This window comes from Paenibacillus sp. KS1 (assembly GCF_001680695.1).
Classification (GTDB): Bacteria; Bacillota; Bacilli; order Paenibacillales; family Paenibacillaceae; genus Paenibacillus_B; species Paenibacillus_B suaedae.
Genome location: NZ_MAIS01000012.1, coordinates 73,643 through 90,449, shown reverse-complemented (window position 1 = coordinate 90,449; position 16,807 = coordinate 73,643). Strand labels below are relative to the sequence as shown.

Annotated in this window: 13 protein-coding genes; 1 reads left to right on the top strand and 12 read right to left on the bottom strand. The window is 47.9% G+C overall.

Annotation, left to right across the window (positions count from 1 at the left end):
• Positions 1 to 92: 92 nt before the first annotated feature.
• From BBG47_RS06400 to wsfD, 3 genes are read right to left on the bottom strand one after another with little or no spacing between them, the layout of a single operon-like run.
• Positions 93 to 1,343 (bottom strand): glycosyltransferase family 2 protein, encoded by a 1,251-nt coding sequence (locus BBG47_RS06400; protein WP_065291021.1) that lies wholly within the window; start codon positions 1,341 to 1,343, stop codon positions 93 to 95.
• Between the two features lie 10 nt (positions 1,344 to 1,353).
• Positions 1,354 to 2,898, bottom strand: a complete 1,545-nt coding sequence (locus tag BBG47_RS06395; RefSeq protein WP_083189115.1) for a hypothetical protein — start codon at positions 2,896 to 2,898, stop codon at positions 1,354 to 1,356.
• Between the two features lies 1 nt (position 2,899).
• Complete coding sequence (gene wsfD / locus BBG47_RS06390) at positions 2,900 to 4,444, bottom strand: glycan biosynthesis hexose transferase WsfD (protein WP_065291020.1); 1,545 nt, start codon at positions 4,442 to 4,444, stop codon at positions 2,900 to 2,902.
• A 461-nt stretch (positions 4,445 to 4,905) separates the two neighbouring features.
• Here wsfD and BBG47_RS06385 point away from each other — a divergent pair, with 461 nt between their 5' ends.
• Positions 4,906 to 7,833: a DEAD/DEAH box helicase gene (locus tag BBG47_RS06385; protein ID WP_065291019.1), complete on the top strand. Its 2,928-nt coding sequence runs from the start codon at positions 4,906 to 4,908 to the stop codon at positions 7,831 to 7,833.
• A 216-nt stretch (positions 7,834 to 8,049) separates the two neighbouring features.
• Here the strand turns inward: BBG47_RS06385 and BBG47_RS06380 are convergent, their stop codons facing one another.
• The 9 genes from BBG47_RS06380 to BBG47_RS06340 form a co-directional block, all read right to left on the bottom strand.
• Positions 8,050 to 8,739, bottom strand: a complete 690-nt coding sequence (locus BBG47_RS06380) for a MerR family transcriptional regulator (RefSeq protein ID WP_083189114.1) — start codon at positions 8,737 to 8,739, stop codon at positions 8,050 to 8,052.
• Between the two features lie 302 nt (positions 8,740 to 9,041).
• Positions 9,042 to 9,266 carry a sulfurtransferase TusA family protein gene (locus tag BBG47_RS06375; protein WP_021257395.1) on the bottom strand — a complete coding sequence of 75 codons (225 nt, stop codon included), beginning with the start codon at positions 9,264 to 9,266 and terminating at the stop codon, positions 9,042 to 9,044.
• A 12-nt stretch (positions 9,267 to 9,278) separates the two neighbouring features.
• The gene (locus BBG47_RS06370) at positions 9,279 to 10,346 is read right to left on the bottom strand and encodes a YeeE/YedE family protein (RefSeq protein ID WP_065291026.1); all 1,068 of its coding nucleotides are present in this window, start codon (positions 10,344 to 10,346) and stop codon (positions 9,279 to 9,281) included.
• 176 nt (positions 10,347 to 10,522) lie between these two features.
• Positions 10,523 to 11,278: a class I SAM-dependent methyltransferase gene (locus tag BBG47_RS06365; protein ID WP_065291018.1), complete on the bottom strand. Its 756-nt coding sequence runs from the start codon at positions 11,276 to 11,278 to the stop codon at positions 10,523 to 10,525.
• A gap of 214 nt (positions 11,279 to 11,492) precedes the next feature.
• Complete coding sequence (locus BBG47_RS06360) at positions 11,493 to 12,167, bottom strand: TerC family protein (protein WP_065291017.1); 675 nt, start codon at positions 12,165 to 12,167, stop codon at positions 11,493 to 11,495.
• A 361-nt stretch (positions 12,168 to 12,528) separates the two neighbouring features.
• Positions 12,529 to 13,188, bottom strand: a complete 660-nt coding sequence (locus BBG47_RS06355) for an ECF transporter S component (RefSeq protein WP_254659763.1) — start codon at positions 13,186 to 13,188, stop codon at positions 12,529 to 12,531.
• Between the two features lie 23 nt (positions 13,189 to 13,211).
• A complete protein-coding gene (locus tag BBG47_RS06350) occupies positions 13,212 to 14,885 on the bottom strand; it encodes an ABC transporter ATP-binding protein (RefSeq protein ID WP_065291015.1) in 1,674 nt (557 codons plus the stop codon).
• Positions 14,858 to 15,745, bottom strand: coding sequence for an energy-coupling factor transporter transmembrane component T (locus BBG47_RS06345; protein ID WP_065291014.1), 888 nt, complete (start codon positions 15,743 to 15,745; stop codon positions 14,858 to 14,860). The genes BBG47_RS06350 and BBG47_RS06345 overlap by 28 nt, the downstream gene beginning before the upstream one ends.
• Before the next feature lies 1 nt (position 15,746).
• Positions 15,747 to 16,760 carry a DUF4430 domain-containing protein gene (locus tag BBG47_RS06340; RefSeq protein WP_065291013.1) on the bottom strand — a complete coding sequence of 338 codons (1,014 nt, stop codon included), beginning with the start codon at positions 16,758 to 16,760 and terminating at the stop codon, positions 15,747 to 15,749.
• Positions 16,761 to 16,807: the final 47 nt, after the last annotated feature.

Genomic DNA, 16,807 nt, shown 5'->3' with positions numbered 1-16,807 from the left:
GACTACATGAGCAGCGGACTTCGAGAGTGATTGCAAGATTCGATGCCGAGTTACTTCCTGAAATGCTACGTGATCAAAGTCGACCCGACCTTCTAAAAGCGTTCTGTTTTGTACCACTTGACTTCTCGCTTGAATAATAAATCCTTCACATAGTTATAGAGCCCATAAGCGGCTACTACCATCCACATTTGGCAATACGATACATACATCAGCATTATGATCCACAGATTGGAGAGCACCATCTCCCCTTTTTCCGTGATCAACGTAATATAGGTACCTAAGATGAACAGCGTGATGGCCAGCAGCCATAAGAAGGAACTGAAGCCAGCTATCGTCGTATGTACGTAGCCTAAAGCATGTAAGATGAGCAAGATGTCGGACATGACCAATGAGGTAAGCAGCAAAAAGTAAATCGATAAAAAATATAGGATATCAAAACGGATATTTCGTGCCTTGCGGTCAAAAAGAAGCGGGATGTTTTTGATGATGACGTAAATATTACCCTTCGCCCAGCGTGTTCGCTGCTTGAACCATACCTTTACCGTCTGCGGCTCTTGCTCCCATGTTACAGATTTCGGCTGGAACTTAATTCGATAACCCATCATGTAAATTCGAAAGCTAATTTCCGTATCCTCTGCAATCGCCTTCACGTCCCAGCCTCCGATGCTTTCCACGATGCTCCGCCGCATAATGAAGTTCGTCCCCGGAATCGTGCACAGCTTGAACAGCTTCCATCGCCCTGCCTGAGCCATCCATTGGAACGACAGCGTCTCGATGTTAATAAAGCGCGTAAGCAGGTTCGTGTTGCGGTTGCGAGTACGGAACTTGCCGATTACCGCACCTAGTGTATCGTCGTTCGTAATCTCTGCTACCAGATAGCGTAGAGCCGTCTTCTCTGGCGTATTGTCTGCGTCGTAGATGGCAATCAATTCACCTCGGCTCTGCTTGAATCCGATATTGAGCGCGTTAGATTTGCCTTTGCCGCCTGTCACCGCATCCGTGTTGATGACAATCAGGTTGCGGCCGTCATGCTTGCGTTGCAAATCGCCCAGCAGCTCGCTGCTGTTATCCGATGAATTATCATTGATAACGATAATCTCGTACCGATCATGAGGATAATCCAGCGCCAATAGCGACTCTACCGTCTTCGTGATGACCTTCCCTTCATTATGGGCGGGCACCATGATGGAGACGAATGGCGCCTCGCCCTTAATTTCCGGCACTTCCTCGTTCTCGATCTTGATGTAATACAAGTATCCTGCAATGATCAGGACGACGTTGACGAGCAAGAGCGACCAAATACAGATAACCGCTATGAGCATTAAAATATCTGCAGTCGTCATGGCTATCTCCTTATTTGTAATATTTGCGCTTGTACAGTCGCTTACCCACGATGAGGAAACCTGTGAATGCAATAAGCGTCAGTACGATAATGACAATAAAAATTTTGTTCTGTACATTGAACAACGTCTCAAAGCTCTTCACTTCTTTTTCCTTATATACATAATCCGAGCTTACCTTCTTGATCACGACATCCAAGTTTACACCCTGTCCGTTAATGGTCACACTACCGCTCCGAGACATAATGATGCTGTTGGGGGTACGAACGGTATGGGAGGCGTGTTTATAATCAGAAAAACTTATCCAGCTGCTCTGCAATCGCTCTACGATGTCGTCCAGCTTCTCCTCTGTATCGGGAAAGTCAAAGGTTAACGCGGTATTCATAGGCATTGCAGGCATGAAAGTCCCGGAATGACCGAATTGCTCTAAAAATCCAGGCTGCATGCTGAATGCGGAGAACGGGAATGCCTTGGACTCATTCGTCTGAATTCTGTACTTCAACGTCTTATTTGGAAACAACACGACCGAGTCCGTAAAGCTCATGCCCTCTTCTGCATATCTTTGGTCATACGTCCAGTAGAAGTCCGCTCCAAGTCCCAATGGTGCAATCCCATAGTCTGCAAGCACGTCAATGAACCCTTCCATCTTTCCCTTTAATGTCGTATCGCTTAGATTGACCGTTGAGGCTACGACTGGTGCATTTGCAATAATGCTTCCGTTGCGGGATTGAACATACTTCAGTGTTTCCATATATCGCTTCATGGCCGGATAATCGGTATTCATGAACACCGGCTGCACACTTGCGATGAACGGAATCCCCACCTCGTACATCCGGTCGGCAAGCCGCTCCAGCAGCTGCAGGTCGGAGAACGGATATACTTCCTTGAAAATAACGTAGCTGCGCGCCTCTCCTGCTTTGCCCAGCCAGTCCTTCAACAAATGCGACATTGCCAGTTCACTGATATTGCCCCGCTCGAAATAAGCTGCATAACCGTAGCGGCCGTTTTGCACTCCGTAAGGGAACTCAGACGGAGCGCCTGCTGGGCTCAGGCTCCCGTAACGGGTGCCTACAGCATGTTCGATAATGGTCACTTGCTCGGTACGAATTGCCTCTTGAACCAGGCGATCAATAGCTATTCGAATTGGGCCAGGCACTCCAGTGTGAACGCGAAGCTCTAAGCTTGCGGTCACCGCTGCTGGGACTCTCGTACCGATGTGCAAATAGTCACCTCGATACTGTTCGACATCCTGAAGAAAATCCTGATTCGATTCCTTCAGATCAGTCAGATTATGAATCCCTATCACCTTCGCATAAGCGTCCATCTGCCCCCGCTGATAATGGTCAGAACGAACGAGCGTAACCTGCACGCCATAGGATGCCAGCAGGCGCTGCATTGCCTCGACATTTCCCTCTCTCGTTGTCCCTTTGTCCAAGCTGTCGTAGATGAGAAGCACCTTAGAGGCCGCTTGCTCTGCTGCGTGAATGGTCATAGGCATCCCACATCCAAGCAGTAGCAGCAATGCAAGCATGCATACAATTATTTTTCTTTGGATCACGTTACATCACCACCTTGGCCCCCTCATGAGCATGAGTGCCGGTATCAGAAGTAAGCAGTGCAGAATCTTCATCCTGCCTGCTCCATAAGCGTCTGCGTATAGCATCAGACACCGTTACAAACGTGACAAGGTCAAACACCGCTGTAAATACAAATTCATGCTTCGCCAAATCGGCATCCCCCGCACCAATAATGGACACCGCAATTCCCGACAATCCCATCAAAATCATGATAAAGATAAAGGAGAATCGGATCATGCGCCGTATTTGCTTGGCTCTTGCAGCCGCAACAAAGGAAGGCATGTACAATCCGGCAACAAGCACAATCCACAAAATCACGAAGCCGAACGTTTTCGGCGCCATTTTAGCCTTCAGGATGCTGTAGCCCGAGAAAAACGTCGTCTGCGCGCGGAATGGCTTTCCAACCGATATTTCGTAATTTCCCATTGCGGGAGGACGGATTTTGAATGCGCTCTTGGCCGCCAAATCCAGCATGTCGATAGCTTTAGAAGGATGAGTTACATAATAGCCAAGAATCGATACAAATCCGTATTTGTTATAGAACTGATTTTCTAGAATTTCAGAATCTACATCTACTGTGGTGTACAGCTCGTAATAAATACTTTTGTTCAGTATGGCGTACTGCTTGTCCATATCGAATTGTTCCAATGTAGATTCCGGATCATCAGATCCCATCAATATCCCCCGCGTCATCGCATGATATTGGTTGATGTTCACGAACTCCTTCGGTATAAGCGTGTAAGTGCCAATACCAGCCAGAAGCAAAAGCACGAGCGTTGAAGACATTAATGCCCGGAATGTTCTTTCTTTCCGAACAAAGATGAGGAAGATGCCAAATATGCCGAGAATGATGCCGAGAGGCGCATTCTGTTGCTTACTGGTAGTCAATAGCAGTCCGCTGGCCAAAAGCACACCCATCATGACATAGTCATTGTATCGATTGCGATAGATGAGCAGCCCCGAGGCGAACACAAATATCAGCATAATAAACACGATGCTCTCCCCAAAGAAGGAGTTAAAGTATGCGGTATATGCGGTATCACCGAATAGAAATATCGCGATGATCGAAATTGGGTATGCGTACTTGGAAGCTACCTTCCACGTTAAGCTCTCCACGAGCAAATATACGGCAACGGTATACAGCACCACAAAAATGGCAGCTTGGAAGCGGATATCGAATACATCTGGATTAAATAATTGATTGAGCCAAATAGCCGCTTTGATGAATATGGACTGGGAAGAGAATAAGGTTGCCGCATTCTCATTGTAGTATTGGAATATTCCATATTCCTTAATAAAATATCCAAAATACTGACTGTAGTAATCGGGTGCATTGAAGTACAGGCCATTGCTGTAGAGAATTCGGAAATAGTCGCCGTTATCTGCCATTCCGATATAAGGGGGAACAAATAATGCAATACAAGTAATTGTGAATACTCCCACGGCAGCAAGCAGTGCCGGCGAGACATATCGGCGCAGGGACTCAAGCCTCTGCCCGATTTTCAGCTTCCACCATGTGCCCGCCATCGGGTAGGCCTCCTTTTCCTATATTCAACTCAAAAAAATGAGTCTATAGTCTTAAAATTAAATTGCGCGAGATGAGTCTCAAGAAAGTATAATCGCTATTACATTCGACAGGTGATATCCTTTTACCTAGGTGATTCGAGGGATATTTTGTATTTTCTGAAAACAATAATTTCACCGTAGCACCTATTATACATGCCTATAGACATCCTGTCAGTGGTGTCAACTTTCCATAATTGGCTCTATTACGCCTTTACACGTAATTACTGACCATAATATATACCCTAACTCCCATCTTACCAATCGGCACTGAATATATTCTCAATTTCGACTACAATCGCATAGTTCCAAAGTCCTGTTGTTTCTTTTTTATTGCTTTCTGATATCATATAGCTATCGACATACACGAACATGCGTTCACTTTATATATACTCATCTCACATAAAGAAAGGAGAGCCGTAACTATGAATATGGAATCGGGAAATGATCAGCTAGCCCAGCGAATACTCGGTTTATTTGACGATACTCCACTCAAATCCAGCCGTGTCCGCCCCTTATTCGATACCAGACAACTCCTTGACGTAGAAATCACCTGCTTCCCGGTTTCATCAGGCAACGAGCAGGCCTTTTTGGCCGTTGAAATGAGGGTCGGGCCGCAGCGACTATATATCGTAAAGCATATTCGCGAATTGCTGCGATGCATCGACCGCGGGGAATGCTATGTATTTTCAAGGCACTTCTCCTATGATCCGTCACTGCACTGCTTTCATCCCGAGCATTTTGCCGTTATCCAACAGTTGATCGCGATTTACCGCAACGAAAATGTATACCGTAACATGCCGCATTCCGCCATTCTTGCCAAGCAGGGCAACGACGAACGGATGCTGCTCATCCCTCCTTACTCGTGGGACGCCCTACTTCCTGCCCTTCAACAAGCTCCTTCTGTGCTCCTTGCGCATGACGGATCGACATTTGAGGGACTGTCAGTTATAGATGAGCCTCTCCCAATACAGTTCAGGCTAGATGAGGCGGATAAAGATGCCTACTGCATTGATGTACAAGGATTAGAGCAAGTGACGGTGCTGGAGAGCTACGGGACAGTCATTGCTAATGGAGCCTTTATTTCGACCCCGATTGAGCAATGCAAGCGGCTCATAGACCTCAAGAAAACGTTGGATAGTAGTCGCCAGCAACGGATTCTTATATCGCCTAATCAGATTGGCCCAATCATGGACAAGGTGGTTCCGGGGCTGCAGAAGCTAGGCAACGTACGTGTTGCGCAAGCGATAGCAGATCGAGTCGTGCAGCCGGAACTGCAGGCGAAGCTGTATCTTGATCGCATTCGAGATCGACTGCTTGCGGGGCTGGAATTCCACTACGGAGATATCTCCATTAATCCACTGGATCCCAATCGACATATGCATTCAGAGAATCGGATTCTGATGCGGAATACGGAAAAAGAGCAGCGGATACTAGAAATCATGGAGCAGTCGCCCTTTGTGAAGACGGAAGGCGGATACTTCTTGGAGGACGAGGATGCCGAATATAATTTCATGTATCATGTCGTTCCCCAGCTGCAACGAATCCTGCACATCTATGCGACTTCAGCTGTGAAGGAGAGATTGTTCATCCCGAACGCTCCTCCCAAAATCTCAGTCAATGTGGACGAACGTATCGATTGGCTTGAATTCAAGTTTGAGATGGATGGAATATCGGAAGCGGAAATTCGAAGGCTGCTCAAAGCAATCGAGGAAAAAAGGCGCTACTATCGAATGGCAAACGGCGCGCTCATGCCGCTTGAAAGCGAACAGTTCCAAGAGATCATTCGCTTCATGAATGAGGTGGGGCTTCGTCAGGGAGAGGCTTCAGGAGCAGAGTTCCGTATCCCGGTTATGCGCGGGCTGCATCTTATCGACTCCCAGGGAGAGCGGCAAGCCGTACGATTCGGCAGATCCTTCCGCAAGCTGCTGGAGAATTTGCGCAACCCGGATCATTTGGAATTCCCCATCCCGGATAGTCTGGTTGATGTGCTTCGGGAATATCAGGCATATGGGTTCCAGTGGCTAAAGACGCTTGCCCACTACCACTTCGGCGGTATTCTGGCGGATGATATGGGCCTTGGCAAGACCTTGCAAAGCATCGCCTTCATGGTGTCTGTTCTGCCGGACATTCAAAAGCGGCAGCTCCCTGCGCTCGTCGTCTGTCCAGCGTCGCTCATGTATAATTGGCGCAACGAATTCACGCGCTTCGCTCCATCGGTTCGCACCATCATTGCTGACGGGAATAAGACGGAACGCATCCGCAAGCTGAACCGTCTTGAGCAAGTCGATGTTATTATTACGTCCTACCCGCTACTGCGCAGAGATGTTGAATGGTACGCCAAGCACTCTTTCCACACGCTCATTCTGGATGAAGCGCAAGCGTTCAAAAATTACACGACTCAGACAGCCCAGTCTGTAAAGGCTCTCCAAGCCGAGTATTGCTTCGCGCTTACCGGAACGCCAGTGGAGAATTCGCTAGAGGAGCTATGGTCCATTTACGATGCTGTATTTCCCGGATTGTTCCCAGGGAGAAAAGAGTTCAGCGATCTTCCGCGTGTCGTCATAGCGAAGCGCTCCCGCCCGTTCCTTCTGCGAAGATTGAAGACAGATGTACTGCAGGAACTGCCGGAGAAGATCGAATCCCTGCAGGCATCAGAGCTGCTGCCCGAGCAGAAGAGGCTGTATATCGCTTATTTAGCTAAGCTGCAGAAGGATGCCTTGAAGCATCTGGATGAAGATGGGTTCCAGAAGAGTCGAATCAAGATTTTGGCTGGGATTACACGGCTTCGCCAGCTCTGCTGCCACCCTGGCTTGTTCATGGAAGACTATACAGGAAGCTCTGCAAAGTTCGAACAGCTGCTGGAGATAATCGCAGAAGCAAGAGAGGCTGGCAGAAGACCGCTTATCTTCTCCCAGTTCACGGAGATGCTCGCACTGATCAAGCGTGAGCTGGCGGAACAAGGAGTGTCCTACTTCTACTTGGATGGGCAGACGCCGAGCGCTGAGCGAGTAGAGCTGTGCAGCCGATTCAATGCAGGTGAGCGCGACTTATTCTTGGCATCCTTGAAGGCAGGAGGCACGGGATTGAACTTGACCGGGGCAGATACCGTTATTCTGTATGATCTCTGGTGGAATCCTGCCGTGGAGCAGCAAGCAGCCGATCGTGCCCATCGTATTGGGCAGAAGCAGGTTGTACAGGTCATTCGTCTTGTGGCGCAAGGAACGGTTGAGGACAAGATGTATGAGATTCAACAGCGGAAGAAGAACTTAATCGAAGAGGTCATCCAGCCGGGAGAAGAGGCAATATCCGCCCTAACTGAGCAGGATATCCGTGATATCTTGAATCTATAGAGGCAGCTGCTCGAATCTATGAGCCATCAGTTCGGTTCTATAGAAGCACCCGCTCGTGATATAAAACGAATTAGCCCCCAGCTGCGTACAGCAGCTAGGGGCTCTCTTTCGCTCATTCATGCTCTTTCCCTCATATTTCGTGCAAAGCTGCAATGCCTATTCGTTTATCCGATCTGCAAAGACTGCCATTGCATCGCGCATGAACACGGCAAGGCCCTAACCGAATTTGTCGATATTTTTGGTGAATCGAGCATCATCTACATACATTTGCCCCAGTCCCTTGAATGCTTCAGGAGAGTAGTTGCCCATTGTATTCAAGAAATCATACCACTGCTTGATTCCAGCCTGCGCTTCTTCTGAATCCGGTGCAGTACTGCGCAGTTCTGCCAGTTGGAAGTATATCGCATTCATCTTCTCTCCCATGGAGGTCTGCTCCTCCTTCGTCATGTTCCCAACCTTAGCATTGGACGCATCAACAGCCTTATCTCCCCACCGCTTGCGTGCTTCTTGCTCATATGGATTATGACTGAAATCGAAGCCTTGAAACTTCTCTTTGTTCGTCATTTGAATTTCTCCTTTTCGATGTTGTATTGTCTTATCCAGCGTCTCCAGCATGACATCCAAGCGCCTTCGCTTCTCTTGCAGCATGCTGCGGTGCAGCTCGAGCGCTTCGGTCTGATCGAATGTTGGGCTATGAATAATGTCTTTAATCTCTTTCAATGGGAAGCCCAGCTCTCGAAAGAACAAGATTTGCTGAAGCATGGCCAGATCCTCATCTGAATACTGTCTGTAGCCCGCATCCGTAACTTGAGCTGGGGACAGAAGTCCGATTTCGTCATAATGGTGCAAGGTACGCACGCTAATGCCGACGATGTCCGCCACTTCTTTTACTCTCATAATCGCCATGTAACCTCCCTTCAACAACTACTATAAAGTATCACGTAACGTGAGAGTCAACTTGCTTTTATTGTTTTTCAAGCTTAATTCCCTCTTTTTTGCCGTTCCAACCATGGGAGCTGGAAGTTTGGAGTGCTTGAAGTGGATACATACCTAAAATGTCCAGTCATCAAAAAACGTGATCCAAAAAAAGGTCGAGTCAGGACTCTCTTTGTCCTCAACTCGACCTTCTTGCTTTATGTCAAACCTCTCAGTTCGCTGCATGAAGCGGCATCGCAAAGCTCTCCGCTACGGTTCGCCGATGTTCTCGGTTATTTTTTACGTACCGTAATCGTCCATGATGCATCGTCAATTTGTTCGTAGTTCGTTATCGTATGCCCAGCTTCGGCGGCCCAACGAGGAATGCTCTCCGTAGCTTGCGTGCAGTCGAAATCAATGACCAGCTCATCGCCACTGTTCAATGATTGGATCGCCTCCTTCGCCTCAATTAACGGAAATGGACATACCATGCCTAGTACGGCTAATTTCGTTTTCATGTCATTCTCCCCCTATACGGTCTTTGCATGATAAGAAGTGCTTAGCTTGCTACTTGCCTTGGTACGCGGCCGTACATATACGAAATACGAAGCCGTCCATGTACCCAAAATCATGAAAATGAGCGATATCCATCCTTGCCAAGTCATCATAGCCGTCATAACGAGCCCATTGCCAATTGAGCATCCTCCTGCCCAACTCGCTCCGAAGCCCATAAGAAGTCCCCCGCCGAAGCTGGATATAGCTGTCTTTGCATCCGGTGCCCGGAAGCGAAACTCGCGGCTTCCCTTCGCTGCCAGGAAAGAGCCTGCAAAAATGCCAAGCACCAAGAAAACGCCCCAATTTATATACTTGGTACTATCGCCTGTAACCAGGTATTGCAACAGATTAGCTGACGGAGTCGTAATGCCAAGACCGGACATCCGTCCTGTCGCTTCGCTCAGCGGCCAGGCGAGCAGCGCAATGATTCCTACAAGAGCAGCTGTAGCAAACGGATGCCAGCGCTTTTCGAACAATAGATGATTGAGTCCTTTCCGTTTCGCTGGCAAGGTTGGAATCGCAACAGCGGGTTTACGCAGTTGCTGGCCAACAAGCCATAATGTCACGAGAGCGAGCACAACGATGAACGGCCATACGGACAAACCGAATGTATCCGGGATGGAATTATTCGAGGCGGCGTACGCCTTTAGCCCATTGTTGACAGGCAGCAGCGCACCTGACTTCATAATGGCGCTCATCGCCATATATCCGAATAAGGCAATCCAACTTCCGATCAAGCCTTCCCCGGCACGATACCATGTTCCTGTCGCACAGCCTCCCGCCAAAATAATGCCGATGCCGAATATGAATGAGCCTACGATCGTGCTCAGCCATTGAAACGAGCCTGCCGTGAACTCCACCAAGCCAAGCTGAATGAGCGCAAATACGCCGATACTCTGAACCGTAATGGCAATGAGCAGCGCATAAAACATCCGATTATCCTTCGCTAAATACATATCACGAAATCCACCTGTCAGGCAGAATCGGCCGCGCTGCATGACAAACCCGAGCAGTATCCCGCATAACAATCCAGTAATGATCATTTGTGCCAAATCGTATATCCCCCTTATTTATACCTAGTAATACAATAGGATTTATAAGTGATAATGATTCTATCATAATGTATGGCAGAGTCAATACCAAATATGACACAGACGCAAAAAAAGAGAGGTATTTCCCCTCTCTTATCTAAAGAAATATGCTATTCTTGGCTTTTTTCCTACATTTCGCCCCAGAAGATTTCCGTCTCATAATCAAAGGACACCACGCCATCTTGCTCGTTGCGTTCAAATATTCGGTGCAGTTCCGCCCTCATAGGTTCATAATTTGGGTGCCCAGGCTCTGGTGCGTACGAGGAGGACAGCAGTCTTCCGGCGAGCTCCTCTTCATTGAGCAATTGACTCATCGTGTACCTTGCCACCGTCATTTGATTCGGAGCGAAGAAGGCTGACAGCGCTTCTTCTGAAATGTTCTTGTGCTGCACCTTCTCATAATCCGTGCCATACCGCTGCAGCAGCTGCTCGTATTCCTCCAAAAATGGAGTGCCCTGAAGCAATCGTGAATTCCAAATCAGGACAACCTTACCGCCAGGCTTCAGGATACGATGAAATTCAGCCCTGGCTGCGGTGCGGTCGAACCAATGAAATGCCTGTGCACATACGATATGAGCAACGGAATGATCAGGCAGTCCTGTTTCCTCCGCTGCTCCGTCGACTGCACGATAGTTCGCATTTCCGCCAAGCTCCTTCACAGCTGACTCCCGCATCGGCTCATTTGGCTCAACTGCTACAACACGGCTTCCTTGGGCGAGCAGCAGCTTCGAAAACTTTCCTGTTCCTGCCCCAATATCAGCAATGTCGTCACCCGCTTGGAAGCCCACTGTATCATATAAATACGACACAGCCTCAGCCGGATAACTTGGTCGGTACTTCACATACGCATCGACTCGAGTTGAAAATCGTTCCTTATTATCCATACGATCGCACTCCTGTAGATATGAAATATGAGCACAAGCCAAAGTTCACTTAGTTCCATCTAGCGGAATAAAGTTCCATTTTATTGTATGGTTTTATTATACAGCATAAGGTAGCAGTCTGCATCCCCATTTACATCTGATTCCAGTAAAAAGAAGAGCACCCCTGCTAGGGTGCTCAGATTGTCGCGTTCAACTATGCAGTTGTTCGCTCTTATTAAGCGGCCTGCTTCACTTGCTTTTGCTTCTTCATTCTTCCTGCTGCCAATACACCGACAATGATGACAACGATGAGACCCCATTTCAGAACGGGGTTTGCTGTAAAGAATCCCTTCACCATTGGCTCATCTACAATCATCTTCGCCGCTGTCCAGGCCAAGACACCTGCACCAATATAGATAATGATCGGGAACCGCTCCACCCATTTAATAATAAGCGTGCTCCCCCATACCACGATAGGAACACTAATGAGCAAACCGAGTACGACGAGAATAAAATCACCATGCGCAGCACCCGCTACTGCGAGCACGTTATCCAGTCCCATAACCGTGTCTGCAATAATGATCGTCTTAATGGCTGCCCACAAGCTTCCCGCAGACCCGATATCATGACTCTTCTCTTCCACAAGCAGCTTATACGCAATCCAGACGAGCAACACGCCGCCGGCTAAGAGCAAGCCTGGTATTTTCAACAGCCATACCACAGCAAGCGTCAACAAGGAACGAAGTGCAATCGCTCCAAAAGTACCCCAGAATATGACCTTCTTCTGCTGTTCCTTCGGCAAATTCCGAGCGGTTAACCCAATAACTATTGCATTATCCCCGGCCAGTACTAAATCAATGACCACAATCGCCATCAATGCGGACCAGAACTCTGGTGTAAAGAAATCCATAGTACCCTCTCCTCTTATCATGTCATGTATATCTTTTCTTCAATTGCGCACAATTATGAGAAATTTCCCTGGACAACCCCCCTAAAAAACAAAAATGACCTTTACCGATCACGGTAAAGGCCATAAATAAAGACCTTTACCCTGTCGGTAAAGGTCTCGCTAACAATCGAAGTTGCCAACAAAGCCGGAGGATTATCCTCGTAATGACGACTTTATTGTAACAGCTACTCCCCTTTATAGATCCTATGTTAATCGAAGAAGGTGCAAGGGGTCAAGGTATAAAATTACTAAATTTATGTATCGATCTGACCCTCGGAACATTGATTTAGCTATAAAACATGGACATGTGATTGCTCCCCATTTACTTTTCGTTCGAGGGCAATAATCCGTATTTCGTTTTCACCCGCAGCAGTATCTTGATCCATATCGCTGAGAAAATTGAAATGAAAAATACATTCGACAGCGCATGTGCAAGATCAAAATAAAAGCTGGCAACATAAGCAGATGCGAATACCTTCCAGTTCAGATGTTCATACATGCCGATCAAAAACCATAGATTCATAATCCAACCAAACAGGAATCCCCATGAGAACCCGAATATGTTCTTGCCCCACAAGCTCTTCATGAATCGTGTATTTCGCAGCAGGCCTGCCGTAAATCCAATCATCCCCCAACAGAACATCTGCCACGGTGTCCACGGCCCTTGCCCGAGGAACATATTCGACACGACTGCCGCGATACTGCCTACGAGGAACCCTACCTCTGGTCCAAATACGAGTGCAGACATCATAATGACGAAGGATGTCGGCTGAACACTTGGCAGCGGCGCAAATGGAACGCGACTCACAGCCGCAATGGCGCCAAGCATTGCAATGAGGAGAATCTCCTCTGCCTTCATCGACTTCCGCTCGAAGCGAATAAAGAAGGGCAGCATCGCTAGCCCGATCATCATAAAGCTCAGGGGCAAGTAGTACTTGTCCATCCATAGCACAACTGCCATTACGACTACGGCTGCTGCCATACTTCCCACGTAGATCGTTCGCTTTAATTTCCCCATTGTTCCCATACATCCTTCACCGTGATCGCTTCGGGCAGGACGTCTCCCACTGTGCGATGAATCGTTGTTGTATAGAAGTAGTTGCTCTGCAAGAAGGAGCGTGTGTCTTCTACTGCGACCATGGCGCCGTTGAATAACAAGCCGCATCTTGATGCATAGCTGGCCGCGAACTCGATGTCATGACTGACCATGACAATTGTGGTACCCGCTGCGCGTATCATTTCAAGCAATTCAGCCAGCTGGTGCTTGGAAATAGGATCGAGTCCCTTCGTCGGCTCATCCAGCAGCAGCAGCTTCGGGTCGGCCAACAAGACAAGCATGAGCGCGATTTTCTGCTGCTGCCCCCCGCTTATATCAAACGGATGTTTATCCATAATAGACTCTACATCAAAGCGTGCTGCGAGTTCATTCAGCTTCTCGATGCTGCTATGCTCGCCTAAACGCCTTAGCCGATCCATCAATTGCCCCCTCACCGTGTCTCTAGTGAAATAGAGCATCGGATTCTGCGCGACATACCCGATTATCCGACTCTGCTCTACTGTAGATTTCCGCAGCAAGGACTTGCCCGCATACAAGATGTCTCCTCGCTGAGGCTTATGTGCGCCCGCAATTTGCTGCAGCAAGGTGGACTTCCCAGATCCGTTGGCGCCAAGCAGGGCGAAGAATTCACCCTCTTGAATCGATAGAGACAATCGCTTCAGGACGAGGGGAGCATTTTTATCATAGGTAAAATAAAGCTCTTTGCATGTTAACAACGGCTCTACTTGCTGCCCATCAACCTTCACTGATTCAGACAGGCTCTTCCCAGCAGCTGACCGCTGTTCTTGCTTGCCAGCAAGCCATCTTCTTCCCTCTTTCACACTCATAGGTACTGCTCGGGCATCGCTGACTTTCTCTATTCCCAAATAAAGCTGACTGATAGATGGAAGATACGGCAAAAATAATGCATCTTCATCCTCCCATATTTGCTTCATCACCTGATCAGGAGTGCCAAGATATGCGATCTTCCCCTGATTCAGCATGACAAGCTGCGTCGCATGGGGAACAACTTCTTCAATTCGGTGCTCGCTGATTATAATCGTAAGGGAGAATTCTTCATTAATTCGGGAGAGCAATTGGATGAACTCTTTGGCTGCGATCGGATCAAGCTGAGCAGTAGGCTCATCCAGCAGCAGCACCCTCGGTCTTAACGTCATGACGGACGCCAGATTGACGAGCTGCTTTTGCCCGCCGGATAACTCATGTATCGGGAGATGGAGCCATTCCTCCATGCCAAAGAACTGTACGAGTTCCCCCACTCTTCGCTGCATTTGCGCGGTGGAATAGCCGAGATTCTCCATGCCAAAGGTCAATTCCTGCCACACCGTGTTCATAACAATCTGATTGTCTGGATCTTGAAATACCATCCCGATTTCTTCAATAGACCGTCGCTCATCAAGTTGATCTAGAAAAGTTCCTCTATAATAAATACTGCCACCCCGATTGCCTTCTGGACGTACTTCCCGCTTAAGCTGGCGAAGCAGTGTAGTTTTGCCTGATCCTGATGAGCCGCACAGCAACACGAATTCTCCCTCTTCAATGGTGATGGTGATATGATCAAGCGTCTTCTCTGAACAATTGGGATACTGAAAACTTACATCTTCGATCTGATAGTGCGCCATAGCAGTTCTTCCTTTCCGTTCATGACGATCGGGATGAAGATAAATACCAAGTAACATGCTGCATGCAGCCAAAGCTGTGGCGACCACTCCAACGACTGCAGCCGTGGATACACCTGGAACCGATTAACGCCGAATAAGCCACCAATCACAATATTGGCTCCCGTCACGACCATGATCCATGCTACAAGGACATCCCTTTTATCCATCTTGTAGGATATTGCACTCGTTCGCTTCCCAACGCCATATCCTCTCGCACGCATAGAGCTAGCTGTCTGAAGCGCTTCTTCCAGCGACCAGCTAATTAACGTATGCAGGGTCTCCATACCTTCGCGCATAATGTGCTTCTTGCTGGCTTTTGGATGCAGGTAACCAAGAACACGTTGAACCGTCATAATTTGCTTCAGCCGTCTCGTCAACAGCGGCACAAAACGGAAGGTCACCGTAATGATAAAGGCCGTTCGCGGGGCGATTGGCGTTAATAGATACAATAATTTCTCCGGCGTGATGACGAGATTGTAAGCAACAAATGCCAGCAGTATATTCAGTAGTGATAATGCGAATAGAGCACCATATATGATCGATTCCAATGTAATCGGGCGGTCGAATACATACCATAGAATCGTAGCTCCACGGCTAGAGAAGAAGGGATTGAGCAAGAAAATAATAATAGCCATAATCAAGTATCCCTTAATTCCCTTCTTGAGCGATCTCCCTCCATCCAAGGATAGATTCAACAGGACAATCCCAATCAACGTGAGAACAGCATATACAGGATGCGTGAACATCATGCATGAGAGCAGCAGTATGGCAAAATAGGCGAAACATAATCGTGGATGCAAGGTAGAGAAGCCGTGTATCATATCAACTCTTCCCGTCCCATAATCCGTCGTCTGTACCTGCGCCTAAATCTTTGCCTAAATCCTCTGTATATAGCCATTGAATATGATCGCCGGGCTTAACCTCCCACGCGCCAGCACTTTTGTTCGGAAATTTATTGTTAATGCTGTACATCCATCCGCTGCCTGACCCTTTGTCGAACTCATATAAATTATCAATGCCCTTAACATAAGCAGCCGCGCCGGCACCACTGAAGTCCATTTGTATCTTCTTGGCGCGCGTCGCTTTTTTCAATATATCCATCACGGTTTCCGAATCACCGATTTCAATTTCCTCTGTATTTAAAATTGTTCCAATTTCAGAGGATCCAACGATCGTGATTTGAACGGTTTTAGAAGGAGGCGGGGTAGCATCCGTTTGCGTGGTCGTTTTCTTTTCTTTCGTCGTCTTTGAAGTCCCTGCCCCTTGCTTTTCATTGTCCAGCTTCTCTTTCCGTACAGCATCCTTGTTCACCGACTTAGGCGAAGAGACATCTGATCCTTTTCCATCCTGCTGTATGTCTTTCGGTTTCTTGGATAGATCCGTTGATGAACTGGATGACGGTTGTGACTTCGTATTCGATTTCTCCGCAGCATTATTCTTCTCTACGCCCGAAGACACTTGTTCTTTCCCGTTAACCGCAGAATCCTCTTCCACCACCTTGTCTGACGATTTAGCCTTACTAGTGGCCTCGTCCTTCTCCTTCTCCGACTCCGTTTGCACAGATTCAGAGTGTGGATCCTGTTCCAACTGTGATTGCGGTTTAACCAGTTCTTGGTTCGTCTCCTGAGGACTGGAATCTTCACTCGCTCTATACTCAATAGATTGGCCTTCGACCTCTTTATTTTGTGATGTGGTTGAAGCAGTGTACTGCTCATCTGGCATCTGCACACGACTACCACTGTAAATCCATATCGTGGAGAATACGATCGCTAGTACGGCCAAGCCTCCAAGCAGCTGCCCCTTCTTACGCCAAAGCACTCCCAACCAATCGCGCATACCCTCACCTCATGCCTGGCATCATCGTGATGCCATGTTATAACCCT